Below are 26,549 nucleotides of genomic sequence, written 5' to 3'. Positions count from 1 at the left end.
AGAAACAGTATCTTTCGTATCCCTTGGAAGTTGGTTTTTTATACCCGCCTGCCCTTCTGGCAGCCGCCCCTTTCTGGCATCCTGCGCCTCCATTTTTTCCGACCGGGTCCCTGGATGCCTGCTGATGGCAGCTCTTGGGCCCAAGTCCCGTCCACTTTCCGGCGCGTGCCCCCGTTGTATCCACGTGCCACTGGCAGGCCTTCCTTCATGAGCGCATCCGAACACTCCCCTCCCCGCTACAAGTCCGACCTGATCTATGGCCTCAACGATCGGCCACACTTCAGCGCGGCGATCTTCGCCGCCCTGCAGCACGTGCTGGCCAGCTTCGTCGGCATCATCAGCCCGACCCTGATCTTCGGCGGCGTGCTGGGCCTTGAAAGCGAATTGCCGTACCTGATCAGCATGGCGCTGTTCGTCTCGGGCCTGGGCACCTTCGTCCAGGCCCGGCGCCTGGGCCCCATCGGTTCGGGCCTGCTGTGCGTGCAAGGCACCAGTTTCTCGTTCATCAGCGTGCTGCTCAGCGCCGGTTTCATGGTCAAGGGCCGGGGTGGCGACACCAACGAGATTCTCTCGACCATCTTCGGCATCTGCTTCGTCGCCGCCTTCATCGAGATGTTCCTCAGCCAGTTCATCGGCAAGCTGCGCAAACTGATCACCCCAGTGGTCACCGGCACCATCATCACCCTGATGGGCCTGTCGCTGATCAAGGTGGCGGTCACCGACATGGCCGGCGGCTATGGCGCCAGCGACCTGGGCGCCGCCAGCAACCTGGGCCTGGCGGCGCTGGTGCTGCTGACCATCGTGGTGTTGAACCGCTTCAACAATCCGATGTTGCGCCTGGGCTCCATCGTCATCGGCCTGACCCTGGGCTTCCTGGTGGCCTGGATGCTGGGCCGGGTGGACATGGCTGCCATGCCCGAAGTGCCCCTGGTGAGTATTCCGGTGCCGTTCAAGTACGGTTTCTCCTTCGACCTGATCGCCTTCATCCCCCTGGCAGTGATCTTCCTGATCTCGCCACTGGAAGCCGCCGGCGACCTCACGGCCAACTCGATGATTTCCCAGCAGCCGGTCAAGGGCCCGCTGTACATCAAGCGCATCAAGTCCGGCCTGCTGGCCGATGGTTTCAACTCGGCGGTGGCGGCGGTGTTCAACAGCCTGCCGATGGTGACCTTCGCCCAGAACAACGGCGTGATCCAACTCACCGGCGTCGCCAGTCGCTACGTGGCCTACTTCATCGCCGGGCTGCTGGTGCTGCTGGGGCTGTTCCCGGTCATCGGCGCGGTGCTGCAATTGATGCCCAAGCCAGTGCTGGGCGGCGCGACCCTGATCATGTTCGGCACCGTGGCGGTGGCCGGGATCAAGATCCTCGCCGAGGCCGGCCTGCACCGGCGCAACGTGCTGATCGTGGCGATTTCCCTAGGCATGGGCCTGGGCGTGGCGGCGGTGCCCGAAGTGCTGCGTGAACTGCCCAAGGCCTTGCACAACATCTTCGAATCGCCGATCACCGTCGGCGCCTTCTGCGCGATATTCCTCAATATCTTCCTGCCCGAAGAATTCCTGGAGCTGGAAGAAGACGAATTCGACCCTGAAGCCGCGACCCTCAAGGTCATGCAGGACCCGGATCGGGACGCCAAGGCGAACTCCTGAGGCGCAACGGCGTCTATCCTGCGTGCGTCAAGCAAGGCCCCCAGGGGCCTTGTGGCATGCTCGACAATAACCAGAGCGTCGAGCGCAAGCCCCATAGCGACGCCGTGGTCATTCACTCCCATCGCCAGTAGGTAGCCCATGCGCAAACTCATCGCCCTGTCCCTGATCCTGCTCAGCCTCGGCGCCTGCGCCCTGTTGCCCCAGCGCGATCCGCTGGCGATCAACGTGGTCGGCATCGAGCCGCTGCCGAGCCAGGAACTGGAGATGCGCTTCGCCATCAAGCTGCGCTTGCAGAACCCCAACGAGACCCCCATCGACTACAACGGCGTGGCCCTGGACCTGGAGGTCAACGGCCGGCCACTGGCCTCCGGGGTCAGCGACCAGCAAGGGCATATCGGCCGCTACGCCGAGGATATCCTGGTGATACCGGTGAGCGTCTCGGCCTTCTCGGTATTGCGCCAGACCCTGGGCCTGAGCCAGACCCAGAGCCTGGACAACTTGCCCTACGTGCTGCGCGGCAAGCTGGCCGGCGGGCTGTTCGGTACCCAGCGCTTCATCGAGCGCGGGCAGATCAGCCTGGCGAGCCCTGCAGGCAGCTGGTAGGCCCAGCTAGAACACCGACCAGCCAATACGCTGGCTGAGCAATTCCAGGGCGGCCATGCCCACCAGCGAGTTGCCGGCAGCATTGAGTTCCGGCGACCACACGCACACCGTGAACTGCCCCGGCACCACTGCGACAATCCCGCCACCCACCCCGCTCTTGCCCGGCAAGCCGACCCGATAGGCAAAGTTGCCGGCCTCGTCGTACAAGCCGCTGGTGGCCATGATCGAGTTGACCTGCTGGGTCTGCCGGCGACTCAGGATCTGCTCGCCGCTGTGCTTGCAAAAACCATCGTTGGCCAGGAAGCAGAAGGCCCGGGCCAGGTCGACGCAACTCATGCGCAAGGCGCAATGGCTGAAGTAGCTGCGCAGCACCGCCTCCACATCGTTGTGGAAGTTGCCGAAGGATTGCATCAGGTAGGCCATGGCCGCGTTGCGCGCGCGGTGCTGGTACTCCGACTCCGCCACCCGGCCGTCCACCAGCACCTGGGGATTGCCGGACAAGCGCCGGACGAAATCACGCATGGACAAGGCCGGCGCGGCAAAGCGCGACTGGTTGATATCGCAGATCACCAGGGCGCCAGCGTTGATGAAGGGGTTGCGCGGGCGGCCACGCTCGAATTCCAGCTGCACCAGGGAGTTGAACGGCTGCCCGGAAGGCTCGTGCCCCAACCGCTCCCAGATCGCCTCGCCGGAATGACCGATGGCCTGCACCAGGCTGAAGACCTTGGAAATGCTCTGCACCGAAAACGCCGTGTCGGCGTCACCGGCACTGAACACCTGGCCATCGTTGCCATAGACGGCGATCCCCAGTTGGTTGGCCGGCACATCCGCCAGGGCCGGAATGTAGCTGGCGACCCGGCCTTGGCCGATCAGGGGGCGGACTTCATCGAGAATCTGGTTCAACAGCGCTTGCATGGTCTGGCTCGTCGTCACGGGCCCCGATACGGCTGCGGGGCCAAGGTCTGCTAGACGCACTTTGTGGCCCGCGCAGCACAGTCCGTTACGCGAATGAATGAAAATGCGATTGATAGTCGATCATTTTCAACAATTAAAATACTGAAGCCCCTGATACAGATCAGCATAAAATCAGCGCCACAGGCTAGAATCGCACGCTGTTGCGAGAACAATCCTGTCATATTCAACTTTAGTCGCAGCACAGCACATCGTTCCTTGCATCGTCGTTACCCGCCGTACCGTCGCGGCGATGCTTTCGTCCTGACGGCATTTGCTCACCGGAGTCCTGCACCCTTGAGAACCTGGCATACGATCGTCGGCGTCCTGCTGATCACCACCTTCACCCTGCTGATGGAAATCCCCAGCCAGACCTGGCTGACGTCCGCCACCCTGAGCCTGGTGCTGGGCAGCGCCGCCCTGGCCTACATGGCCCTGTCCTGCCTGCTATCGAGCCGCTGGCGCTGGACCGAGCGCTTGTTCGGCGGCCTGGACCGCGTGTACGAGACCCACAAATGGCTGGGCATCTGGGCCCTGGCGTTCGCCAGCTACCACCTGGTGTTCAAGGCCAACCTGGATGAATGGGACAGCGTGCCGATCCTCGAGCTGTCCAAATACTGGACGCGCCTGGTGCGCCAGTTGAGTTACGTGGCCCTGGGGCTGATCGTCCTCCTGGCCTTGAACCGCAACATTCCCTACAGCCAATGGCGCTGGTGGCACAAGCTGTCCGGGCCGCTGTTCCTGGTGGTGATCCTGCACTGGCTGAGCTTCAAGTCGCCCATCGCCCTGGACAACCCGTCAGGCATCTGGCTCGGCCTGCTGTGCGTGCTCGGCGTCCTGGGGGCGCTGTACAAGCTGCTGCTCTACCCGTTCCTGGCCAAGGCCGGCGAATACCAGGTAACCGCCGTGCGCATCGAGCGCAACTCGTTGCATCTGGAGCTGATCCCCCAGGGCCGCGGCTTTCCCTTCAAGGCCGGACAGTTCGCCTTCCTGGCAATGCAGGAAAAGGGCTTGCGCGAACCCCACCCGTTCACCATCGCTAGCGCCCAGGCCCATGATGGGCGCATCGAGTTCGTGATCCGCGCCCTGGGCGACTACACCCAGCGGCTGCACAAGCAGGTCAAGGTCGGCATGCTGGCCGATATCTACGCCCCTTACGGTCGCTTCAAGCGCCCGCTACAGGCCGCCCGGGAAATCTGGATCGGCGGCGGCGTCGGCATCTCGCCGTTCATTGCCTGGCTGCAGGACCAGGCCGCCGGCCAGCTCGACCGGGCGACCCTGGTGTATTGCTACAACCCCTCCCGGGCCTTCCCCAGTGTCGATGCCTTGCAGGGCATGGCCCAGGCCCGCGGTGTCGGTTTCGTCGCCAACAGCGGCGGCGTCGAGCCCCTGGCCCAGACCCTCAAGCGCGCGGCGGCGGAAACCGATCCGGGGCAGATCCAGGTCAGTTTCTGCGGGCCCAAGGGCTTGTTGGGGAGGGTCCGCGAGCTGATGCACGAATGCCGGATTCCCGAGGCCAACCTGCACTACGAGTTCTTCGAGTTCCGCTGACCCGGCGTGCGGCGCGGCTCATGCAGCGCCACTCGCACCACCAGTGCCGACAGCAAGGTGATCACCACCAGCACCTGCAGTAACTGGCTGAAAGCCCCGGTATACAAGGCCAGCAAGCGTTCGCTGGCGACCTCTGGCAAGGCGGCCGCGCTGGCCGCCAGGTCGCCTCCGGCCAGTTGCCGAGCCGCCAGCAACGCGGTATCGCCCCGGACCTGCACCTGGCCCAGGGCGTGCTGCAACAGGCCGGCCAGCAAAGCCACCACCAGGGCCAGGGCAATGCCCTCACCCGCCACTCGCGTGGTGCTGAAGATGCCGCTGGCCATGCCCGCCCGCTCCTTGGGTACCACGCTCACCGACAACCCATCCATCAGGCCCCAGGGCAGCCCGGTGCCCAGACCGATCACCAGCAACGGCCAGGCCCGTTCCAGGGGGGGCTGCCCGACGCTGCCGCAACTGAGCCAGAACAGCCCGCCAGCAGCCACCACCAGGCCCAGGCTCGCCAGCTTGCCGGCGCTGAACCAACGGTTCAGCCAGCCCGCGGCGAAGGGCACCACCAGCATCGGCGCGGACAAGGCGATCATCAGCAGCCCAGCCTCGATCTCGCTGTAGCCTTCCACGCCGATAAAGCGGATCGGCAGCAGGATCAGCAGCACCACGTAGCAGTAGCAGGTTGCGATGGGCAGTACCTGGACCCCGACGAAACGCGGGTAGCGAAACAGCGACAAGTCGAGCATCGGCCGCGCCGCCCGACGCTCCACGGCCACGAACACCCACAGCGCCAGCCCCGACCCCGCCAGCAACGCCAGGACCAGCGGGCTGTCCCACCCGCTTTGCGGGGCTTGCAGGATGCCCCAGGTCAGCAGCACCAGGGCCAGGGTGAAGCTCAAGGTGCCGGGCCAATCCACGCCCCTGGCCTCGGGATCGCGAGACTCGACCATTCGCGGCACGCCAAAACCCAGGGACAGGACCCCAATCAGGGCGCCGGAAACGAAGATCCCGCGCCAGCCGGCATGCTCGATCAACACCCCGGCCAGGATCGGCCCGAAGGCCAGGCCGACTCCGAAGGTAGTGCCCAGCAAACTGAAGGCACGGGTCCGGCCCGGGCCATCGAACGCCTGGGCCAGGGCCGCCGAACCGCCGGCCAGGGCTGCTGCGCCGGCCAGCCCCTGCACGCCGCGCAGCAGGTTGAGCCACAACAACGACGGGGCGAACACCAGGGCCAGGGAAGTCAGGGCGAACAACGCCACGCCAAGGCTGAACAGACGCTTGCGACCGAATTCGTCGGCCAGGGTACCGGCAGCCATCAGCACGCTGCCAAAGCTGAGCATGAAGGCGTTGGTGGTCCAGCTCAGTTCCAGCGTGCTGCCACCCAGCTCACGGCCGATGGCCGGGGTCGCCACTGCCACTCCGACAAAGGTCAAGGGCAGCATCAAGGCCGCCAGGCACACCGCGGCAAGCACACCTTGGGCTGCGCGTTCGCCACTGCGGGCCGGCGAGCCCAGGGTCAATTCAAGTTCAGGATTCACGGGCACCTCTACCTCCTGGCAACCAGGGTCATCAAAAAACTCATGGTAGGCATGCCGCAATAGGCGAAAAACAGGGCAGTATTCCGGTATTTACGGACAAAAAGGCTCTAATCGAGGTCGCCATGGATAACCTGAACGGCTTGCAAGTGTTTGTCTGCGTGGTGCAGAGCGGCAGCCTGGTAGCCGCCGGCGAACGCCTGGGGCTCTCCGCCTCGGCGGTGGGCAAGGCCCTGGCGCGCCTGGAACAACGGCTCGGCGTGCGCCTGCTGAACCGCAGCACCCGGCGGATCAGCCTGACCGACGAAGGCACGCTGTTCTATGAGCGCGGCCAACGCATCGTCGACGAGGTACAGGAAGCCGAAGCCGAGCTCGCGCGGATCAGTGACAAACCCCGTGGGCGGCTGCGGGTCAGCCTGCCGGCCATCGGTTATCGCATGCTGCTGCCGATCCTCCCGGAGTTCTCCGCGCGCTACCCGGACATCGAATTGGACCTGGATTTCAACGACCGGATGGTCGACGTGATCGCCGAAGGCCTCGACGCGGTGATCCGCAGTGGCGAGCTGGCGGATTCGCAATTGCGCTCGCGCAGCCTCGGACCGTTCGGTTTCGTGCTGGTCGGCGCTCCGGAGTACTTCGCCCAACGCGGCGTGCCGCAGGCTCCGCAAGACCTGGAACAGCACGCCTGCCTGCGCTACAGGTTCCCCGCCGGCACCCAGATGCAGGTCTGGCGCCTGCGCTTGCCCGAAGGCGCGCCGCCATTGGTGCTGGGCAAGGCCTTGACCAGCAACAACCTCGAAGCGTTGATCCATGCCGCGACCCAGGGCCTGGGCATCGCCTACGTGCCGGAATTCGTGGTCGCCGGAGCCCTGGCCGACGGCAGCCTGGTATCGGTGCTGGACGACTACCAGGGCGAGCGCGGCAAGTTCTCGATCCTCTGGCCTGGCAGTCGACAGCTGCTGCCAAAATTGCGAGTCTTCGTCGACTTCCTCAGCGAACACCTGGTGCTCGGCAAAACCCACAAGGAGCCATGACCATGACCGGCCACGTACCGCCGCTCACCACCCCGCGCTTGCTGCTGCGGCCCCTGGAGCTGGCAGACGCCGGCGCCATCCAGAACCTCTTCCCGCAGTGGGAAGTCGTGCGCTACCTCAATGCCAACGTGCCCTGGCCCTACCCGGCCGATGGCGCCTTGAGCTTTGTCCGTGACATGGCCTTGCCGGCCACGGCACGGGGCGAGGAATGGCACTGGACCATTCGCCTGCGCGAGGAACCTGGGCAAATGATCGGCAGCATCAGCCTGATGCGCGAGCCCGATAACAACCGTGGCTTCTGGCTGGCTCCGCAATGGCAGGGCCACGGCTACATGAGCGAGGCCTGCCAAGCGGTGGACCACTACTGGTTCGAAGTCCTGGAACAGCCGCTGATGCGGGTGCCCAAGGCCGCCCCCAACCAGGGGTCGCGACGGATTTCCGAGCGTGGCGGGATGCGCCTGGTACGCTCCGAGGCCGGTGAGTTCGTCAGCGGCCGTTTTGCCCTGGACATCTGGGAAATCACCCGCGAAGAGTGGCGCCGCCTCGGCCCGCAAGCCTCCGTCAGGTAAAGCGCACGCCAGGGCGCGGACGCTGGTCCACTGTCAGCTCGAACACGTCCGGGCGCGCATAATGACCCACCACATCGTAGTCATAGCGAGCCTTCACCAGGTCGTCGGTATCGATCTGTGCGCAAATCAACCCGGCACGCCCCACCAGCGGGCCGGCCAGCACATCGCCCATGGGACCGACGATGACGCTGCCGCCGGCGATCAACGGCCGTTGCGCCGGCCAGTTGGCGATCTGCAGGCCCAGCTCCTCGGGCGAGGCCTGCACCTGGCAGGCGCTGACCACGAAACACCGACCTTCGTGGGCCACGTGACGCATGCTCACCTGCCACATCTCGCGCTCATCCACCGTCGGTGCGCACCAGACCTCGATGCCCTGGGCATACATGGCGGTACGTAGCAGAGGCATCATGTTTTCCCAGCAGATCACCGCGCCGACCCGCCCGACCTGGGTGTCCAGCACCGGCAAGGTGGAACCGTCGCCCTTGCCCCAGATCAGCCGCTCGGTGCCGGTGGGCATCAACTTGCGATGCTTGCCCACCAAGCCTTGCTGGGGGTCGAAGTACAGCGCGGTGCAATACAGGCTGCTACCGCTGCGCTCGATCACCCCCAGCACCAGGTTGGCACCGGTGCGGGCCGAGAGACCGGCCAGGGCCTCGGTCTCCACCCCCGGTACATCGATGGCATTGGCGAAGTAGCGGGCAAAGGCCTCTCGCCCCTCGGACAGGCGGTAGCCTAATTGGGTGCCGAAGCCCTCGCCCTTGGGATAACCCCCGAGCAGGGCTTCGGGCATCACCACCAGTTGGGCACCGGCGTCGATGATGGCGTCCTCGTAGGACAGGATCTGTTCCAGGGTTTCGGCCTTGCCACCTGGCAAGGCGCCGATTTGCAGGGCAGCGACTATGGATCTGGGCATGGGATGACTCCTTCGACGATCAAGTGTTGCGCATTCTCCTGCCGCCGCCGATCATCGATAAACCCCAATTCAATGCTTAATGATATGAACCATATGAATATCGCCGATGTCGATCTCAACTTGCTCAAGGCCTTCGAAGCGCTGCATGACGAATCCAGCGCCAGCCGCGCCGCCCTGCGCCTGGGGGTTACCCAGTCGGCCATGAGCGCCGCCCTGCGGCGGCTGCGCGAGTTGTATGGCGACCAGCTGTTCGTACGAACCGGGCGCGGCCTGGCCCCGACTCTCAAGGCCAACCAGTTGAAGCCGGTGGTCAGCGAGGCCTTGAACAAATGCCGGCAGAGCCTGGCCATGGTCGCGCCAGACAGCGCCGACTATCAGGGCCGGGCGGTCACCGTGGGGTTGTCCGACGACTTCGAGATCGCCTATGGCCGGCAGTTGATCGAGGCCGTGGCCCGGCGCGCGCCCAAGCTGCGGCTGATCTTTCGCCAGACCCACAGCCAGGTGGTCGCCGAGGCGTTATTGCAGCGCAGCGTCGACCTGGCCATCAGCGCCGGCGGGTTCGCCCAGCGCATGCTTAGCCGCCAGGTACTGGGGGAAGGTGACTATCTATGCCTGGCAGATCCGGCGAGCCTGGCTCCCGGGCAGCAACGGATCGATATCCAGGAGTTCGTCGAACGCGAACACCTGCTGGTGTCGTCGCAAGGGTTCATCGGCATCACCGACGAGGGGCTGGCGAACCTGGGCTTGAGCCGCCAGGTATGCGCCTCGACCACGCATTTTGCCGCGTTGCCGTTCCTGCTCAAGGGCAGCCAGGCGGTGGCCACCATCCCGGCCCATGCCGCCCGACGCATCGCCGAGTTCACCGGCCTGCAGTTGCTGCCCTGCCCCCTGGCGCTACCGCGCTATCCCATCGAGCTGGGCTGGCGCACCGCGCCGCAGATCGACCCGTTGCTGGTTAAAGTCCGCGAGGCGATCGTCGAGAGTTTTGCCGTTACTTGCTTGCCGCCATCAGGCGATTGACTTCACTGCGCACCATGTTGGAGTACTCCGGCGGCGACATGCCGTCGAGCTCGGCGCGGACCCACTCCGCCCACTTGCCCTTGCGCTTGCTGCGCTCGCCGAACAGCCGTGCGGCCTCGCTCTTGGCCTTGCCCAGGTTGCTCTGCCACAGCTCGAACAGGCGGGACTTCTCGTCCTCGATGGCGGCGCGCTCGGCCAGGGTCTTGTTAGCCAGGTTGAAGCTCATGGGAAATTCCTGCTGCGTAAAATAGGCGACATCTTACACTGTAGGGGCTGGCGGTTTTACCCGCGAAGGTCGCCGATGGGTAAAACAGCTGCAACTTTTGCCCCGGCGCCAGACTCCATTGCTTGCCAGCCCCGTCTCCCCGCCACCGCCTCAAGGTCGCGAGCGGCAGAGAACTACAGGCGCTCTGCGAGGGCGCCCATGGCACACTGCACCACTAGGCCACATCGACAAGGAACCACTTCATGGCTCGTAAAACCGCCGCGCAAGCGGACAACGATCAAATCAAGGACCAGGCATTCAGCGAGCTGCAGGCGCTGATCGAGGAATCGGAAAAACTGCTCAAGGGCAGCGCCGCCCTGGTAGGCGAAGAAGGCGAGAGCCTGCGCCGCCAGGTGAGCCAGAAGCTCAAGCAGGCATTGGATTCGGTGAGCAATGTACGCGAGCGCAGCAAGCCGGTGGTCGACGCCACCGAGCAATACATCGGCGGCCATCCATGGCAGACCGTAGCCATCTCCGCCGGCGTCGGCCTGGTGGTCGGCCTGTTGCTGGGCCGGCGTTCCTGAGCGCAGCCTCCCTCTAGGCCAGGCCCCGGCTGCCTGGCCTACACCTCCCCCCGCTTCACTGCTTGCGCGCCAGCTCCCGTAGCTGCTCCAACTGCTGGCAGGCAATGGCGATACCCTTTTCCCCGGACCGTTCGCGTTGCCAATGACGACGATCCCCCGGCAGGCGCTTGAGACCCACCGCGTGCATCTGCCGCACCAGTTCCTGGCTGCGCTCGGCAAAACCCTGGCCGGCGCCCTTGCCCGGATCGATGACGATCAACAACTGGCCGGTCCGGGGAGTCTTGGCTCCCGGGTGGCGGGACCAATCGAACTCGAACGAGAAGTTGCCACCGGTCAACCCGGCACAGAGCAGTTCCACCATCATCGACAGCGCCGAACCCTTATGGCCGCCAAAAGGCAACAGGGCCCCGCCCTCGAGGATCGCCCTGGGATCCTGGGTCGGCTGCCCCAGGCTGTCGACACCGATTCCCGGCGGCAGGCGCTCGCCCTTGGCAGCGGCGATCTGCACATCGCCGTGGGCGATGGTACTGGTGGCCAGGTCGAAGACGATGGGATGCCCCTGGGCCTGGGGCGCGGCAAAAGCGATCGGATTGGTGCCGAACAGTGGCCGATCGGCGCCATGGGGCACCACGCAGGTCATGCTGTTGACCACGCTCAGGGCCACCAGCCCTTCTTCGGCAAAGGGCTCGACATCCGGCCAGAGCGCGGCGAAGTGATGGGAGTTGCGAATCGCCAACAACGCGATTCCGGCGTGACGGGCCTTGCGCACCAGCAACTCACGGCCGGCGGCCAGGGCCGGTTGGGCGAAACCGTTGGCGGCATCGACCCGGACGAACGCCGGGGCCACGTCTTCCACCACCGGCACGGCCTTGCCATCGACCCAGCCGCTGTCCAGGGTCGAGAGGTAGCCGGGAATACGGAACACGCCATGGCTCTGGGCCCCATCGCGCTCGGCCTGGGCGCAGTTCTCGGCCAAGCTGCGGGCCACTTCGGCACTGCATCCATGACGCAGGAGAATGGTCTCCAGCAACTCCACCAGGGCTGGCAGGGACAGGTATTCGCGAGGGGGTTCGGCAACCAGGGACGATGCAGACATCTGAAGCTCCAGTGTAGTTATTGGAGGGGGCTACAGCGCATGACCTGGCGATTAAACAACGGCAGCGCCCGGGCCTGTCAACCGCGGATCGGGATGCCTTGGGCAGCCGCGCACGGATCACTACGGGCTATATGGGACGGCGCGAGATCGACGACATGCAGTCGACGCCGCAGGCTGCGCGGGGCCCGGCAGCCGTAGCAAGAAATCCGCCACTGGCTCGGTGTGCAGCCTCACGGGCCCACCAGCAGCGCCAAGGAAGGATGGGAGGCAAGGTTGCCTCCCGAGCCGGACATCAGTCTTTCTGGTCGCGCAGGATGTTGCCGGAGGTGCCGTCGATGCGGAACTCGTAGACGCTGCCATCGGACTTGCGACCTTCGCCTTCCCAGTAACCGTCGTTGTCCGCCTCGATCTTGTAGATAGCCACGTAGCCAGCCTTGGTCTTCGCCGTTTCAATGGCTTTCTCGATGGTGATCCAGCCCGCCTGCGGGTGATCGGCCAGTGCGGCAGAGGCGCCGAACAGGGTGGCGCAGGCAAACAGTGCGGCAAAAGTGTGCTTCAGCATGTTCCATCTCCATTTGTAGAAACTTTCGATACACAACGTGTTTTTAGGGTGCGATGGATGAAAATAAGTTCACTTTGATGCTCAATCGCCATGACGACTGTTCTACAAGGCTCGCCCTGGAGGGTAGAATGCGCGAAATCAGGAAGAGTCAATGAGCGAACAGATCCTCTCGGAAGCCGAATACGACGCCATCACCCAAGCTGCCGCCCAATGGTGCATGCGCCTGCATGAGCCGGACTGCAGCGATGCCGAGCGCCTGGCTTTCCAGCAATGGCATGACGCCGACCCCTTGCATGCCTTCGAATACGAAGCCATGCGCGAAATCTGGGAGGTGGCCGACCAGTTGCCACCCACCACCCTTGCACCAGTCCCATTCCAGCGTGCCCCACGGCGAACCTGGCAGCGCTATGGCGCGGCGGCGGCCATTGCTCTATGCGCCCTGCCCCTGGCCGCCTACAGCGGCTGGGAGCTGGGTTGGCTGCCATCGTCCTACGAGCGCTTCGAAGCCGGCGACAGCCTGCGCAGCGTGACCCTGGCCGATGGCAGCCAGGTCGAGCTGAACCTGGGCAGCAGCCTGGTCTACAGCAACTACAAGGACCAGCGCCGGGTGACCCTGAAAAAGGGCGAGGCCTTCTTCAAGGTCAGCCATGACAGCAGCCACCCCTTCGTGGTCAAGGCCGCCAACGGCCAGGTCAAGGTCACGGGCACTCAGTTCAACGTGTGGATGTACGAAGACCAGGTGCGGGTCACCCTGCTCCAGGGATCGGTCCTGGTCAGCAGCAACACCGCCCTGCCCGGCGAAGGCTTCCGCCTGGAGCCAGGCATGCAGGCACGCTACAAGGGTGGCGACTACGAGCCGCAGATCAGCCAGACCTACAGCAACGACAGCTCCCTGGCCTGGCGCAGCGGCAAGCTGGTGCTGGACAACCTGTCCCTCACCGAAGCCCTGCCGCTGATCAACCGCTACCTGGAGATACCCGTGCAGGTGGCCGACAGCCACACCGGCCAGATCCGCGTCGGTGGCATCTACGACACGCGCCAGATCAAGAGCCTGCTGACCTCGCTGCCCAAGGTCCTGCCGGTGTACCTGACCCGCAACCGTGACGGCAACCCAGTGATCAACTCGCTGCCGCAGTCCCCGCCAAAAAGCTGAAGGCCGCCCCGTTGCCGGGGCGGCCTTCAATGTTTCCGCGCTTGATCTCAGCGATGGGCCAAGGCCACCGGCTCCTTGCGCGCCTCCTCGATCACCTGCACCTGGTACTGGCCATCGGCGCGGATCTGCGCCTCGGTAAAGGGCAGTTCACTCCACTGATTGCGGGCGAAGGCCTCGGTCTGGTCGCGAAAATGCGCCGAGGCCGGATCGCTGGACAGGGAAAACGCCAGCAATCCCCTGGCCCGTGGTCCCTGCTCATCGAAACTGACGATATTCAAGTAACTGGTGCCACTGACCACCTCGCGCTTGCCAGCTTCACCGGGCACGCTTTGCATGGCGTTGTAGATCCCCAGGCTCTCCGGCCCGCCGGGCACCGGGGTCGGCTGGCCACCCTGGCTGACCTGCTGGATATCGCCCCAGCGGATATCCTCGGCCAGCCCGGCCTCCTGCACCTGCTGCGCCGAAGCCAGCATCGCCTGGCGTAGCGCCTCGGCCACCGCCGGGCGACCAATGGCCAGCCCGCGCGGAGTGTGCTGCGGGTCCTTGGAGTCGAACGCCACGCGCCAGGCATCAGGCTTCTGCAACATGGCCTGCATGATGTCCTGGAAATGCACGAATCCCAGGCCGGCCTGCAGGCCCGCGCTGCGATCCCAGGTCTTCAAGCTGCGACACAGCGCATCCAGGCGCTGGGCATCCGCACCCAACTCCCCTGCGCAGAACTGCAAAAGATCCGGCATCACTTGGCCTGCCAGGTACACCTGGTCGTCGCTGACCAGATGCTGCAAGTCGCTGGGCTGGGCCTGGTGCAGTCGACTCAAGCGATCCAGAGCAAAGCGCGCGCGCATTTTCAGAGGCACATCCTGCTGGCTGATGACCGGCGAAAAGCCTTCCAGCGGCTTGGCCGGGTTGACCATCCAGGCCGAGTCGTTGGAGTGCTGCAGATAGTCGTTGCGCGCCAGTTGCGGCAATTGGCCGGCGGCGAAGATACCCGGCTGGGCCGCTGCCGGGTCGATGTCCCAGGCGCAGGCCTGGCGCGAGCCGTCGAGGACGATGACCTGGGTGCCCGCCCGTGGATCGCTGCATTGCGCCAGCTTGGCCTGGGTGACGTTGGGCACCACCGATTGGTTCATGTACAACGCCCGGCCCTGGTCATCCACCGCCAGGGTATTGACCCAGGGAATGCCCTGCCAGTGATGCACGCTATCCTGTAGGCCGGAGACGCTGGTGGCCTGGTTCATCGCCGCCCACTGGGCCAGCACCCGGGTATTGCCCAGGTTGGCATCGCGCAGGCTGTAGGCATGCTGGCGATCCCAGTCCAGCTCGCCCGGCCACTGCACCACCGGGCCGAATACCGAGCTGTACAAGGTGCGCGAGTGCTCATGCAACTGACCGTCCGCGCCCTTGCCCTGCACCGTCACCACCTGGCGCTCCAGGGGCAGCGAACGACCATCGAGCAGGTAGCGGGTCGGGTCCTTCGGGTCCAGCTGCAAGCGATACAGGGTGAAGTGCTTGGAGGTATCGACCGTGTGGGTCCAGGCCAGGTGCTGGTTGAAGCCGATATTGATCAGCGGCAAGCCAGGCAAGGCTGCTCCCATCACGTCCAGTTGGCCGGGAATGGTCAAGTGCATCTGGTAGAAGCGCATGCCGCCAATCCAGGGGAAGTGCGGGTTGGCCAGCAACATGCCGCGACCGTTGAACGAACGTTCGCTGCCGATGGCCACTGCATTGCTGCCCCGGTCCAGGGCAAAGCGTTGCTGGCGCGCGGCCGCCAGCTGCCAGGCCTGCGCCGACAACCCGGCCTGCGCCACGCTCCCCGGCGGCGTAGCGCCAGCCAGGGCTTCGGCGAACTGGCCGGCGCCACCTTCGACCAGCAAGCGCCGGGTCAGCTTCACCAGGTCCGCGGTGGTCAGCGGGCGCACCCACTGGCCATTGCATTGTTCGGGCAGCCCCTGGGCCTGGCGCTCCGCCAGCTGGCGATTGTAGCCCTCGACATACCCCTGCATGCGCTCGCGCATCGCCACCGGTTGCGCCTGCCAGAATGCCTCCACCGCCTGGGGGGTGTTCAACCAACTGAAAAACACGTCGCTGCCCAGGTTGTCCCGCTGCTCCAGGGTCTGACCCTCGGGACCGAAGTAGCGTGAGCGCTGGCCGTTGACCGTCAGTACTTCATTGGCCAGCAGGCACAGGTTGTCCTGGGCGTAGGCATAACCGATGCCATAGCCCAGGCCCCGCTCATCGGTTGCACGGATATGCGGTACGCCGAAGCTGGTGCGGCGAATTTCGGCACGGGTCTGCTCCGGCTGGGCCAGCGCCTGGGCGCCGCAGCTGAAACTCAGAAACAGGGCTGCAAGGCAAACGTTCGATAACTGCCTGGAAATGATCACGCCGACTCCTGATACGAAAACACAGAACCAGGACTGGAGAGCTGCATGAAATTGGCAAGATCACCAGCCTGGGTATCCGGCCGCGCACGAGGGAACCGGCGCCTGCCTGCCCATACAGACGAAATCGATGAAAAAAAATTAACCGGCGCAGAGCCCGCCAGCTGGGGCCATCACATGTCAGCGACTTGATACCGACAAATTTTCTACATCCAGAGACTCATGATTTGTCGTGCTCGTTCGTCTAGTTACTAGAGCACCCATCATTCTTTTCCTGATCAGGCTCTGATTAAGGAGTTTCTGCATGTACAACCAGCAACTGCCAACGGACGGCAATATCGTGAACAGAACGCCCTCCCTCGACGCCGGCGCCAGCGTCTTCGGCAAGCAAGTCGAGCGCAACAGCAACGACCGGATCAAGCAGATGCTCAAGAGCTTCGGCCTGCGTACCAGCCTGATTCGCCTGAAGGTCATCGACGCCTTGCTGGTAGCGGCCCAGAGCGACCGCTCCCTGGGGGTACGGGGCATCCACAGCCAACTGCTGGAGCTGGATATCCCGTTATCGTTCCTCAGCGTGCGCGAAGTGTTGAAGCGCTTGTGCAGCGAAGGAGTCATCACCCTCAATGCAGACAAGAGCTACAGCCTGCATCAACAGGCTGCAGCGGTACTGGACGGCCTGGCCTGAGGCCGTCCACGGGCTCAGGGCTTGACCTTGCGCCGCATCACGCCGTTGAGCACCACGACGATGACCGCCACGGCGATGGCGATGTACTGGAAGGTCTTTTCATCGATGACGCCGCTGTTCTGCAGGTAGGAAAGGCCAAGCATGATTCCCAGGACCGCCAGGGAAATCAGAATCGAATATTTCAAACGTTGTGATTGAGTCATTGCGGGAATCCTGAAGCTGAAATTGTATCCGCCGTGTATCGAGGCCGATGCCAAGCACATACCCGGATTCGGGGATGTGCGCGGCGAATCGGGGTCACATGTTACAGGCGCAAAGGAGTTTTTTCTTCCTAGTTGCCCTGTCGTGTTCCCCGAGTCCTTGAGGATTGATAAATGTTCCGTCGAATCACCCTGTTGATTCCCCTGCTGGCCATGCTGACCCTGTCAGGCTGCATCATCATGCCCCACGACGGCTGGCATCACCGTTACCATGACGGCGGCCCGGGCTACTACTACCACCGCTAAGCGACTGTCAGCGCCGAGCCATCTGGCCAGTCCACCGGCCACCACGTACCGCCCACTAGCCACGCCCGCCCTGTCGCGGGCGTTTTGCTGCCCAGGCCCGGCCTTGATTGCGACCACGGATGAGTTCGTCCTGCCGGGCGAACAGATCCACCAGCCAGTCGACGAACACCCGTATGCGAGTCGAAAGGTGGCGCTGGGGCGGATACAACGCTGTCAACGGCAAGGGCGGTGGCGCATGTTCCGCCAGCACCTCTTGCAAGACACCGGCCTGCAGTTGTCGGGCGGCATGGTAGTACGGGGTCTGGATCAAGCCGTAGCCCGCTTCACAGGCCGCCAGGTAGCCATCGGCACTGTTGACAGAGACCTGCTTGGGCAAATTGACCTCATGCAGCTCACCGTCCACCAGGAACTCCAGGCCATAGCGCTTGCCGGAAACTGCAGAGAAGTACTCCACCATCCGATGTCCCTGCAACTGCGCCACGGAGGTTGGAACACCATGCTCGCGCAAATAGCCGGGGCTGGCGCAAGTCACCTGGGCCAGCTGCGCCAGAGGGCGCGCCACCAGGCTCTCGTCCAGTAGCGGACCGCCACGCAAGGCACAGTCCACGCCCTCGCGAATCAGGTCCACCGGGCGGTCATTGAGACCGATCTCCAGTTCGAGCAAGGGATAGCGCGCAGAGAACTCCGGCAACGCCGGCATCACGATCAGGTGGCCGATACCGGCCGGCATGTCGACGCGCAAGGTGCCCCGGGGATTGTGCCGCCCCAGGGAAAAGGCCGCCTCGGCCTCCTCCAGATCTGCCAGCAGACGTATGCAACGCTGGTAATAAGCGGCTCCGTCCAAGGTCGGGCTGACCTGGCGGGTGGTGCGATGCAGCAATTGCACCCCCAGGTGCGCCTCCAACTGCTTGATCAGGATGGTCACCGAGGCCCTGGGCAGTTGCAGGCTGTCGGCTGCCCGGGCAAAACCGCCAAGCTCGACGATCCGGGTGAACACGCGCATGGCGTTGAAACGGTCCATGGAAAGCGCTCTTGATTATTTGGAATATCTTAATAGTGATAGCGTTTTTAGCCGGTTTATCGCTGTTTTGTCGAGTAGCACAATGAGCGCCTCCCCACTACTACTGGAGTAGCCAGCGATGCACACTCGACAACTGGGCCACAACGGCCCGCAGGTTTCCGCCATTGGCCTGGGCTGCATGGGCATGAGCGATTTCTACACCACCGGCAGCGATTCCCGGGAATCCATCGCCACCCTGCACCGGGCGCTGGACTTGGGCGTGACCCTGCTGGACACCGCCGACATGTACGGCCCCCACAGCAATGAAGAACTGATCGGCCAGGCCATTCGCGGCAAGCGCGAACAAGTGGTGCTGGCCAGCAAGTTCGGCATTGTCCGTGACCCCGCCAATGCCTCGGCCCGTGGTGTCGATGGTCGTCCGGAGTATGTGCGCGCCGCCATCGATGGCAGCCTGCGGCGCCTGGGCGTGGATACCCTGGACCTCTACTACCAGCACCGGGTCGACCCACAGGTGCCGATCGAGGAAACCGTCGGCGCCATGGCCGAACTGGTCAAGGCCGGCAAGGTGCGCTACCTGGGCTTGAGCGAAGCCTCGGCGGCGACCCTGGAACGGGCGCACAAGGTCCACCCCATCAGCGCCCTGCAAAGCGAATACTCATTGTGGAGCCGCGACCCCGAGGAAAACGGCTGCCTTGCCATCTGCCAGCGCCTGGGCATCGCTTTCGTTCCCTACAGCCCGCTGGGCCGGGGGTTTCTCACCGGCGCCTTGAAGAGCCCGGACGACTTCGCCGCCGATGATTACCGGCGTTTCAACCCGCGTTTCCAGGGAGAGAACTTCCAGCGCAACCTGCGCCTGGTGGAACAGGTGCAGCAGCTGGCAATACAGAAGGAGGTCAGCGCTGGGCAACTGGCCCTGGCCTGGGTCCTGGCCCAGGGCGAATACTTGATACCCATCCCCGGCACCAAGCAGCGGCGCTATCTGGAGGAGAACGTAGCAGCCCTGGACATACGCTTGAGCGCCGACGACCTGGCGTCGCTGGACCGCATCTTCAGCCCGCAAGCCACCGCCGGCACTCGCTACAGCGAAGAGGTACTGGCCCTGCTGGATCGCTGAAACGACAAGGCCGGGGTCGCTGGTAAAGCGCCCCGGCCCTTTTTTCGAAGCCCGGCTCAGGCCTTGGCGGAGGTGGCGCCGTCTTTGTTGGGCACCGTGGTGCCGTTGCCCTTGCCGTAGTTCTGCAGGCTCTGCAGGACGTAGATGGCCTTCTTGTACTCGGGAATCAGGTAGTTGGCGTACTTGTTGCCCTTGAGGTTGTTGCTCTGGATATCGTCGATCTTCATCGCGAAGTATTCCAGGGCGTTGAAAGATTCCTCGGGGTTCTTCGGAATGCCGAAACGGTCGAACTTGTCACCGGCATTGAGCAGGTTCAGCGCAGTGACATCGGAGATCAAGCCGTTGTTCTTGAGGAAGGTGCTCATGCCGCCCAAGGACTTGATGGTGACATTCGTCGGATCGAAGCCCTTGATCTGCTTGTGCAGCTTCAACTGATCCATCTTGCGCACGTCGAGCACGGTAGCGTTCTGCCCCACCATGGTCAGGATCTGGCGCACCTTGGCGCTCTGCGGGGTCTTCTTGACGTCGCCGCCTCCCTGCAACAGGCCTGCCTTGCTGCTCCAGCCGCCAACGTATCCGATTGCCATACTGCAACTCCTGTAGTCCGGCTTGTCGATCCTCCTGTCCTGCCTTCATGGAAACTTCGTAAAGCTCCGGGCAGACCTTTGAAACAGGTCGCAAGCCATGGTGAAACATCTGAATGGGGCAAGTATCAACGCCGAAACAATTCGCGCCAATGAATTATTTCGGAAATTTACATTTTTTATACATTTCCGACAAATCCGCCGAAAGCCGCTAATTTAAAGGGCCTGGCCAATATTCAAGGCTACTCTCGGAGCATTTTTGCGGGCCTTGCCGGTTACCGCTGCCGACGTCACTGGCACTTCGGCAAACTCCTTGCAGACAAAATCGTTTTTTCTGGACGAACGTCCTAAAGAGCGCGCGCCCGGCGCCGATACGTTCTTAATGCCCTGCATAAGGCGCAGCTCTCCCAAAGAATAAGAAACGCTCGTTAAGGACAGGTCCCATGCCCGCTTTGCGCACGATTCAAGCCCGCTACACGCTCTTTCTGGTCCTGTTCATAGCCGTGATGCTGGTACTCACGGTGCTGGGTATCGGCCAACTGGTAGCTCCCAAGTTGCGCCAGACCGAAGAACAGGTCGCCCTGGACCGCATCGCCGAAGTGGCGCAACGCATCCAGGGTGAGCTGAACAAGGTCCAGGCCCAGCAACGCAGCATTACCCAGACCGTCGCCCTGCTCGACAGCGACAGCATCGACCGGGTCCTGCCGGGACTGGTGGACCAGTATGGAGAGCAGAAGGTCTTCGGCGGCGGCATCTGGCCCCTGCCCGGCCAGCGCACTCCCGGGCGCGCCAAGCACAGCACTTTCTGGCACCGCGATGCCTCAGGCCAGCTCAAGGTCAATACCTTCTGGAACAGCGACGCAGCGCCCAACTACTACGACCAGCCCTGGTACAAGGGCGGCATGCGGACCGCCCCGGGCCAATGCGCCTGGGCCGCCGCCTACAAGGACGATGCCAGCGCCGAACCGCGCACCAACTGCGCCATGGCCATCAGCCGCGACGGCGTGCCCTATGGCGTGGCCACCATCGACGTGACCCTGGGCTTCTTCAATGACCTGGTGGCCGCCCAGGAAAAGGCCCTGGGCGCGCAGATGCTGATCGTCGAGGCCGACGGCAAGATCATCAGCAACAGTTCGCGGATCAACGGCCCCATCGTCCTGAAGAACATCGCCGAACTGGCCAGCAGTTCGGCCTTCGTCGCCCAGGTACAGCAGGCCCTGGGCAATCGCGGCAGCGGCCTGCAGCGCCTGGAGTTCGACAACGCCGGGGAACCGAGCACCTTCTTCATGCAGCCTATCGAGGGCACCCCCTGGTTCCTCGCCAGCGCCCTGCCCAACCGCCTGATCACCGCCCAGCGCGACGACGTGCTGAGCACCCTGGGCCTGCTGCAACTGCCCATGGTGATCCTGCTGGTGTTGCTGCAGGTCTATGCCATCGGCCAGTTGGTGCAGCGCATGAAGGCCCTCAAGGCCAACATCGACACCCTGGCCACCGGCGACGCCGACCTGACCCGGCGCATCACCATCCGCGCCGAGGATGAGCTGGGGGCCATCGGCCACTCGGTCAACCGCTTCATCATCTATCTGCAGGACATGATCGGCGAGGTGACCCAGGCCACCGAGGCCATGGCCGGCAGCCTGCAACAACTGCAACGCACCAGCGAGCAAAGCGGACAGATCCTCGCCCGGCACGCCTCGGAAACCGACCAGACCGTCACCGCCATCACCCAGATGAGCTCCACCGCTGACAGCGTGGCGGCCAATGCCGCCGAAACCGCGGCATTCACCCAGCGCGCCAACGAGCATGCCGAGCGTTCGCGGGTGGTGGTGGGCGAAGCGTCCGGCAGCGTGATCGCCCTGATCGACGAAGTGGCCAGCGCCACCCACAAGGTCGAGGCCATGCAGCAAGATGCCCAGCGCATCACCGAGATCCTCGGGGTGATCGGCGCCATCGCCGGACAGACCAACCTGCTGGCGCTCAACGCCGCCATCGAGGCGGCCCGGGCCGGGGAGCAGGGGCGCGGCTTTGCCGTGGTGGCCGACGAAGTACGCGCCTTGGCCGCCCGTACCCAGGCCAGTACCTCGGAAATCAACGAGATGCTCACTCGCCTGACCCAGGGGGTCAGCTCCTCGGTCAGCGCCATGGAAAACACCCAGGCCAGCTGCCAGTCGGCGGCCGATGCCACTGCCCGGGTCAACTCGGGCCTGGATGAAATGGCCGGCTCGGTCAGCCAGATCAACAGCCTGAGCACCCAGATCGCCACCGCCGCCGAGCAACAGAGCGCGGTCACCGAGGAAATCAACCGCAGCATGGTGAGCATCCGACATATGGTCGAGGAACTGCTGCAAAGCGGCCAGGCCAGTGAACACAACACCCAGAGCCTGGTCCAGGCCAACCAGCGGGTCAGTGCCCTGATGGGCCGCTTCAAAGTCCGCTGAATGGTCGAGCGCACTCCCGCCCCAGCGCGGGAGTGCGACTATATTTGCAGCTCCGGCCACAAGGAGGTGCATGCATCATGGGCCAGCGCCAGCCCCACCTGACGGGCGAATACATCAGCCAGCAGCGGTACATCGCCGCCAGCATCGATACGGTCTACTACTACCTTTCCCAACCTGACCGCTGGCACGAATGGCATCCCGGGTCCCTGCGTGCCGATACCGGCCTGGGCGGCTCGCTGCCGGCCGGCCACAGATTCAGCGAAACCATCAACCTGCTGGGCTTGCAGGTACACCTGAGCTGCCGGGTCCTGTGCGCAGTGCTGCCCAGGGAATTCAAGATCGTGTTCAGCTCTGCGCCCCTGGATGGCATCGTCCACTACCAGTTGCGCAAACAGGGCGGCGGCACCCTGCTCAAGCACAGCCTGCAATACTCCACCGACCTCAATCTCGGCGGCTTGCGCTCGCGCATGGAGCGCTGTTGCGAGCAGGCCCTGGACAACCTCAAGCGCCTCCTCGAAGCAGCGCCTGTCTGATCAAGCGCCTGGGCCCGGATACCGTCGACGGTCGGGCCCGATACCCCATCAGCCACGCTGACAAATCTGTAACCTGAACCTCAGTTGGCTGACAGCCAGCGCCGATTAGTCTCTGCCTGAACCTGAATCCCAGGACTGATAGGACTCACTCGGCATGCTTGGCAATCCAACACGACGCAGCTTGATCAAAGGCCTGGGCGTCGCCGGCGCACTGGCCGGCAGCGGCCTCTGGCACTCCCCCGCCTGGCCCCGGGCCAACCCTGGCCTGCCCCAGGAAATACGCGGTCGACAGTTCGACCTGCACATCGGCCAGACGCCGGTGAACTTCAGCGGTACCCCGCGCACTGCGATGACCATCAATGGCGGCGTGCCCGGCCCGCTGCTGCGCTGGCGCGAAGGCGATACAGTGAGCATCCGCGTGAACAACCGCCTGGAGGAAGACACCTCGATCCACTGGCACGGCATCCTCCTGCCGGCCAACATGGACGGCGTGCCCGGCCTGAGTTTCGCCGGCATCGCCCCGGGTAGCGTCTACGAGTACCGCTTCCAGGTCCGCCAGCACGGCACCTACTGGTACCACAGCCATTCCGGACTGCAGGAGCAGGCCGGGGTCTATGGCCCGTTGGTGATCGATCCCCGGGAGCCGGAGTCGTTCCAGTACGATCGCGAGCATGTGCTGCTGCTCAGCGACTGGAGCGACCTTGCACCACAGCGCCTGATGCAGATCCTGAAAAAGCAGTCCGGCTACTTCAATTACCACAAGCGCACCGTGGGCGACTTCATCGACGATGTCGGCCGCGATGGCTGGGCCGCGACCCTGGCTGATCGCAAGATGTGGGCCGAAATGAACATGAGCCCCACCGACCTGGCCGACATCAGCGCCGCCAGCTACAGCTACCTGCTCAACGGCCAGACCCCGGGCAGCAACTGGACCGGGCTGTTCAAGCCCGGTGAACGGCTGCGCCTGCGGCTGATCAACGCCTCGGCCATGAGCTACTTCGATGTGCGCATCCCGGGATTGCAGATGACGGTGGTCGCCGCCGATGGCCAACAGGTGCGCCCGGTCAGCGTCGACGAATTGCGCATCGCCGTGGCCGAGACCTACGACGTGCTGGTGGAACCCGGCCGCGAGCCGGCCTACACCGTCTTCGCCCAGTCCATGGATCGTACCGGCTATGCCCGTGGCACCCTGGCGGTGAGCCACGGCCTGGGCGCCGTAGTACCGCCCCTGGATCCGCGTCCACTGCTGAGCATGGCCGACATGGGCATGAGCCACGGCGCCATGGCACCCGCGGGCATGGGGGACATGCCGGGAATGGGACACGAGCCGATGGCCGCCATGGACCATGGCGACATGCAGGGCATGGACCACAGCCAGGCCAGCGAGATGGCGCCGATGCAACGCCACCCGGCGTCGGAGCGCGGCAACCCGCTGGTGGACATGCAGACCATGAACCCGACGCCAAAACTCGCCGACCCCGGGATCGGCCTGCGCGACAACGGCCGACGGGTGCTGACCTACGCCGACTTGCGCAGCACCTTCGAGGATCCCGACGGCCGCGAGCCCAGCCGCACCATCGAGTTGCACCTGACCGGACACATGGAGAAGTTCGCCTGGTCCTTCGATGGCATCAAGTTCAGCGACGCCCAGCCCTTGCGCCTGGCCTATGGCGAGCGAGTGCGGATTGTCCTGGTCAACGACACCATGATGACCCACCCCATCCACCTGCACGGCGTATGGAGCGACCTGGAGGACGAACAGGGACGCTTCCAGGTGCGCAAGCACACCATCGACATGCCCCCCGGCACCCGCCGCAGTTATCGGGTCACCGCCGATGCCCTGGGCCGCTGGGCCTATCACTGCCACCTGCTGTACCACATGGAGATGGGCATGTTCCGCGAAGTACGCATCGACCAGGAAGGAAGTCCGTCATGAAGCGCCAGCCTGCTGCGCCGTTACCCGGCTTGCTGCTCGGCCTGGGCCTGGTGGCCAGCGCCGCCAATGCCACGCCCGACCCTGTCGGCATGGACCACCGGAGCATGCCCGGCATGGCGCCCGGCGCGATGTCCACCATGGATCACGGCGCCCACGACCTGGCCCCTACCCCAGCCCGGGAACGCAGCCGGACGCCGATCCCGACGCCTACCGAAGCCGATCGACGCGCAGCCTTTCCCGAGGTGTCAGGCCATGGTGTCCATGACCAGGCGATCAATTCGCTCTGGCTGATCAACCAGCTGGAATACCAGGATGCCGACCGCGGCAGTACCCTGGCCTGGGAAATGAATGCCTGGATCGGTGGCGATATCGATCGCCTGTGGCTGCGCAGCGAAGGCGAACGCAACGACGGTCGCAGCGAGAAAATCGAGCTCGAGGCGCTCTGGGGCCATGCCATCGGCCCTTGGTGGGACCTGGTCGGCGGTGTGCGCCAGGATTTCAAACCCGCCTCGCCCCAGACCTGGGCCGCCATCGGCCTGCAGGGCATGGCCTTGTACAACTTCGAAAGCCAGGTCACCGCCTACCTCGGCGAAGGCGGACAAACGGCCCTGCGCCTCAAGGGCGACTACGACATCTTGTTGAGCAACCGCCTGATCCTGCAGCCCACGATGGAGGTCAACCTCTATGGCCGCAACGATCCGGAACGGGGCCTGGGATCGGGCCTGGCGCAAACCGAAGTCGGGCTGCGCCTGCGCTATGAACTGGATCGCCAGTTCGCCCCCTACCTGGGCGTGACCTGGAACCGCAGCTACGGCAGCAGTGCCGATTACGCCCGCGCCGAAGGCGACAAACGCAGCGAGGCACGCCTGGTACTGGGTGTCCGCCTGTGGTTCTGACCCCGATTGCCCGCCTGTGTCTTGTATAACCTTGATACACAAGCCTCGCTCCTGGCGCTGCAAAAAACGCAAAATGCACGGCGATTCGCGCAGCCCCCAGGGCGCCACCTTCGATCCACACGAGACTCCCGATGAAATCCACCCTGCGTCTGGCGGCCCTGTCCGCCCTGCTATTCACTTCCCTGGCCCAGGCCGCCGCCCCCATCGACATCGATGTGCACCGCGACGCCAACTGCGGCTGCTGCAAAAAGTGGATCGAGCATTTGCAAGCCAATGGTTTCAAGGTCCATGACCATGTCGAGAACGACATGAGCAGCGTCAAGCAGCGCCTGGGCGTGGCCCCGCGCCTGGCCTCTTGCCATACCGCGGTGCTCGACGGCAAGTTCGTCGAAGGTCATGTGCCGGCCGAGCAGATCCTGGCCTTGCGCAAGCGCGATGACCTGCTGGGCATCGCCGCTCCCGGCATGCCCATGGGATCGCCGGGCATGGAAATGGACGGCATGGGCGCCGACGCCTACCAGGTCATCGGCCTGACCAAGGAAGGTCGGGACGTGGTGGTCGCGGACTACCCGGCCCGTTGATCGGCGTCTATTTCGGCTTGTTCCTGGCGGCCTTCGGCGCCGCCACCCTGCTACCGCTGCAGTCCGAAGCGCTGCTGGCAGGCCTGCTGCTCAACGGCCAATGGTCGGTGCTGGGCCTGTGGCTGGTGGCGACCCTGGGCAATGTCCTCGGCTCGTTGGTCAACTGGTGGCTGGGGCAGCGCCTGGAGCACTACAAGGACCGCCGCTGGTTCCCCGTCGGCCCGCGTCACCTGCAACGGGCCCGGGTGCATTACCAGCGCTACGGGCATTGGTCGCTACTGCTGAGCTGGCTGCCGCTGATCGGCGACCCACTGACCCTGGTGGCCGGGGTGATGGGCGAGCCGCTCAAGCGCTTCCTGCTGATCGTCAGCCTGGCCAAGGGCGCGCGTTATGCGGTGCTGGCCTGGCTGACCCTGGGCTGGATCGGCTGATCCCCAGGCTCCACAGTAGATTCCCGGCTGGC

General features: G+C 64.3%; 27 protein-coding genes. 17 read left to right on the top strand and 10 right to left on the bottom strand.

The features are described from left to right. The first annotated feature begins 207 nt into the window (after positions 1–207). Both GDH07_RS12165 and GDH07_RS12160 read left to right on the top strand, forming a co-directional pair. Positions 208–1,647: a nucleobase:cation symporter-2 family protein gene (locus tag GDH07_RS12165; protein ID WP_022644295.1), complete on the top strand. Its 1,440-nt coding sequence runs from the start codon at positions 208–210 to the stop codon at positions 1,645–1,647. 138 nt (positions 1,648–1,785) lie between these two features. Continuing rightward, positions 1,786–2,250 (top strand): LEA/WHy family protein, encoded by a 465-nt coding sequence (locus GDH07_RS12160; RefSeq protein ID WP_022644294.1) that lies wholly within the window; start codon positions 1,786–1,788, stop codon positions 2,248–2,250. A gap of 6 nt (positions 2,251–2,256) precedes the next feature. On the opposite strand, the gene glsB is transcribed toward GDH07_RS12160, so the two are convergent. Beyond that, the gene (glsB, locus tag GDH07_RS12155) at positions 2,257–3,165 is read right to left on the bottom strand and encodes a glutaminase B (protein WP_053130303.1); all 909 of its coding nucleotides are present in this window, start codon (positions 3,163–3,165) and stop codon (positions 2,257–2,259) included. A 333-nt stretch (positions 3,166–3,498) separates the two neighbouring features. Between glsB and GDH07_RS12150 the strand changes: the two genes are divergently transcribed. Continuing rightward, the gene (locus GDH07_RS12150) at positions 3,499–4,752 is read left to right on the top strand and encodes a ferredoxin reductase family protein (protein ID WP_152897677.1); all 1,254 of its coding nucleotides are present in this window, start codon (positions 3,499–3,501) and stop codon (positions 4,750–4,752) included. Here the strand turns inward: GDH07_RS12150 and GDH07_RS12145 are convergent. Beyond that, on the bottom strand, positions 4,728–6,278 hold the full coding sequence (locus tag GDH07_RS12145; protein ID WP_343038221.1) for an MFS transporter: 1,551 nt from the start codon (positions 6,276–6,278) through the stop codon (positions 4,728–4,730). The genes GDH07_RS12150 and GDH07_RS12145 overlap by 25 nt on opposite strands. A gap of 122 nt (positions 6,279–6,400) precedes the next feature. Between GDH07_RS12145 and GDH07_RS12140 the strand changes: the two genes are divergently transcribed. Both GDH07_RS12140 and GDH07_RS12135 read left to right on the top strand, forming a co-directional pair. Next, the gene (locus GDH07_RS12140) at positions 6,401–7,309 is read left to right on the top strand and encodes a LysR family transcriptional regulator (protein WP_022644289.1); all 909 of its coding nucleotides are present in this window, start codon (positions 6,401–6,403) and stop codon (positions 7,307–7,309) included. 2 nt (positions 7,310–7,311) lie between these two features. After that, a complete protein-coding gene (locus GDH07_RS12135) occupies positions 7,312–7,878 on the top strand; it encodes a GNAT family N-acetyltransferase (RefSeq protein ID WP_053130312.1) in 567 nt (188 codons plus the stop codon). On the opposite strand, the gene GDH07_RS12130 is transcribed toward GDH07_RS12135, so the two are convergent. Further along, complete coding sequence (locus tag GDH07_RS12130) at positions 7,871–8,791, bottom strand: carbon-nitrogen hydrolase family protein (protein WP_152897675.1); 921 nt, start codon at positions 8,789–8,791, stop codon at positions 7,871–7,873. The genes GDH07_RS12135 and GDH07_RS12130 overlap by 8 nt on opposite strands. Positions 8,792–8,875: 84 nt before the next feature. Between GDH07_RS12130 and GDH07_RS12125 the strand changes: the two genes are divergently transcribed. Next, positions 8,876–9,811 (top strand): LysR family transcriptional regulator, encoded by a 936-nt coding sequence (locus GDH07_RS12125; protein ID WP_031321655.1) that lies wholly within the window; start codon positions 8,876–8,878, stop codon positions 9,809–9,811. On the opposite strand, the gene GDH07_RS12120 is transcribed toward GDH07_RS12125, so the two are convergent. Next, positions 9,783–10,037 (bottom strand): hypothetical protein, encoded by a 255-nt coding sequence (locus GDH07_RS12120; RefSeq protein ID WP_022644285.1) that lies wholly within the window; start codon positions 10,035–10,037, stop codon positions 9,783–9,785. The two genes, GDH07_RS12125 and GDH07_RS12120, sit on opposite strands and share 29 nt — an antisense overlap. Before the next feature lie 242 nt (positions 10,038–10,279). Between GDH07_RS12120 and GDH07_RS12115 the strand changes: the two genes are divergently transcribed. After that, the gene (locus tag GDH07_RS12115) at positions 10,280–10,600 is read left to right on the top strand and encodes an ElaB/YgaM/YqjD family protein (RefSeq protein ID WP_022644284.1); all 321 of its coding nucleotides are present in this window, start codon (positions 10,280–10,282) and stop codon (positions 10,598–10,600) included. Between the two features lie 55 nt (positions 10,601–10,655). Here GDH07_RS12115 and GDH07_RS12110 read toward each other — a convergent pair whose 3' ends face one another. Both GDH07_RS12110 and GDH07_RS12105 read right to left on the bottom strand, forming a co-directional pair. Then, entirely contained in the window at positions 10,656–11,696 is a 1,041-nt protein-coding gene (locus GDH07_RS12110) for an Ldh family oxidoreductase (protein ID WP_152897674.1), read from the bottom strand. A 292-nt stretch (positions 11,697–11,988) separates the two neighbouring features. Further along, on the bottom strand, positions 11,989–12,258 hold the full coding sequence (locus GDH07_RS12105; protein ID WP_022644282.1) for a PepSY domain-containing protein: 270 nt from the start codon (positions 12,256–12,258) through the stop codon (positions 11,989–11,991). 151 nt (positions 12,259–12,409) lie between these two features. Here GDH07_RS12105 and GDH07_RS12100 point away from each other — a divergent pair, with 151 nt between their 5' ends. After that, positions 12,410–13,411 (top strand): FecR family protein, encoded by a 1,002-nt coding sequence (locus GDH07_RS12100; protein WP_152897673.1) that lies wholly within the window; start codon positions 12,410–12,412, stop codon positions 13,409–13,411. A gap of 47 nt (positions 13,412–13,458) precedes the next feature. Here GDH07_RS12100 and pvdQ read toward each other — a convergent pair whose 3' ends face one another. Beyond that, entirely contained in the window at positions 13,459–15,795 is a 2,337-nt protein-coding gene (pvdQ, locus tag GDH07_RS12095) for a bifunctional acylase PvdQ (RefSeq protein WP_343038220.1), read from the bottom strand. A 301-nt stretch (positions 15,796–16,096) separates the two neighbouring features. Between pvdQ and GDH07_RS12090 the strand changes: the two genes are divergently transcribed. Next, on the top strand, positions 16,097–16,477 hold the full coding sequence (locus tag GDH07_RS12090; protein WP_022644279.1) for a fe2+ zn2+ uptake regulation protein: 381 nt from the start codon (positions 16,097–16,099) through the stop codon (positions 16,475–16,477). Positions 16,478–16,491: 14 nt separating this feature from the next. Here GDH07_RS12090 and GDH07_RS12085 read toward each other — a convergent pair whose 3' ends face one another. Next, the gene (locus GDH07_RS12085; RefSeq protein WP_022644278.1) at positions 16,492–16,680 is read right to left on the bottom strand and encodes a hypothetical protein; all 189 of its coding nucleotides are present in this window, start codon (positions 16,678–16,680) and stop codon (positions 16,492–16,494) included. Between the two features lie 171 nt (positions 16,681–16,851). Here GDH07_RS12085 and GDH07_RS32690 point away from each other — a divergent pair, with 171 nt between their 5' ends. Next, positions 16,852–16,983 carry a hypothetical protein gene (locus GDH07_RS32690; protein ID WP_260498072.1) on the top strand — a complete coding sequence of 44 codons (132 nt, stop codon included), beginning with the start codon at positions 16,852–16,854 and terminating at the stop codon, positions 16,981–16,983. A gap of 55 nt (positions 16,984–17,038) precedes the next feature. Here GDH07_RS32690 and GDH07_RS12080 read toward each other — a convergent pair whose 3' ends face one another. Then, positions 17,039–18,004 carry a LysR family transcriptional regulator gene (locus GDH07_RS12080; RefSeq protein ID WP_152897672.1) on the bottom strand — a complete coding sequence of 322 codons (966 nt, stop codon included), beginning with the start codon at positions 18,002–18,004 and terminating at the stop codon, positions 17,039–17,041. A 118-nt stretch (positions 18,005–18,122) separates the two neighbouring features. Here GDH07_RS12080 and GDH07_RS12075 point away from each other — a divergent pair, with 118 nt between their 5' ends. After that, on the top strand, positions 18,123–19,118 hold the full coding sequence (locus GDH07_RS12075; protein WP_152897671.1) for an aldo/keto reductase: 996 nt from the start codon (positions 18,123–18,125) through the stop codon (positions 19,116–19,118). A 56-nt stretch (positions 19,119–19,174) separates the two neighbouring features. On the opposite strand, the gene GDH07_RS12070 is transcribed toward GDH07_RS12075, so the two are convergent. Further along, the gene (locus tag GDH07_RS12070) at positions 19,175–19,705 is read right to left on the bottom strand and encodes a hypothetical protein (RefSeq protein WP_152897670.1); all 531 of its coding nucleotides are present in this window, start codon (positions 19,703–19,705) and stop codon (positions 19,175–19,177) included. Positions 19,706–20,145: 440 nt separating this feature from the next. Here GDH07_RS12070 and GDH07_RS12065 point away from each other — a divergent pair, with 440 nt between their 5' ends. From GDH07_RS12065 to GDH07_RS12040, 6 genes are all read left to right on the top strand, one after another. Next, positions 20,146–22,140 (top strand): methyl-accepting chemotaxis protein, encoded by a 1,995-nt coding sequence (locus tag GDH07_RS12065; RefSeq protein ID WP_152897669.1) that lies wholly within the window; start codon positions 20,146–20,148, stop codon positions 22,138–22,140. A gap of 77 nt (positions 22,141–22,217) precedes the next feature. Then, complete coding sequence (locus GDH07_RS12060) at positions 22,218–22,673, top strand: SRPBCC family protein (RefSeq protein WP_152897668.1); 456 nt, start codon at positions 22,218–22,220, stop codon at positions 22,671–22,673. Positions 22,674–22,827: 154 nt separating this feature from the next. Continuing rightward, the gene (locus GDH07_RS12055) at positions 22,828–24,609 is read left to right on the top strand and encodes a copper resistance system multicopper oxidase (protein WP_152897667.1); all 1,782 of its coding nucleotides are present in this window, start codon (positions 22,828–22,830) and stop codon (positions 24,607–24,609) included. Further along, entirely contained in the window at positions 24,606–25,505 is a 900-nt protein-coding gene (locus GDH07_RS12050) for a copper resistance protein B (RefSeq protein ID WP_152897666.1), read from the top strand. Before GDH07_RS12055 ends, GDH07_RS12050 begins: the two co-directional genes overlap by 4 nt. A 131-nt stretch (positions 25,506–25,636) precedes the next feature. After that, positions 25,637–26,086, top strand: coding sequence for a DUF411 domain-containing protein (locus GDH07_RS12045; RefSeq protein ID WP_152897665.1), 450 nt, complete (start codon positions 25,637–25,639; stop codon positions 26,084–26,086). Then, positions 26,083–26,517, top strand: coding sequence for a YqaA family protein (locus tag GDH07_RS12040; protein ID WP_053130345.1), 435 nt, complete (start codon positions 26,083–26,085; stop codon positions 26,515–26,517). The genes GDH07_RS12045 and GDH07_RS12040 overlap by 4 nt, the downstream gene beginning before the upstream one ends. Positions 26,518–26,549 lie beyond the last annotated feature (32 nt).

Source organism: Pseudomonas piscis (assembly GCF_009380155.1).
GTDB classification, from domain to species: domain Bacteria; phylum Pseudomonadota; class Gammaproteobacteria; order Pseudomonadales; family Pseudomonadaceae; genus Aquipseudomonas; species Aquipseudomonas piscis.
Note: the sequence above shows the minus strand (reverse complement) of the source record. Positions and strands in the feature narration are given on the sequence as shown.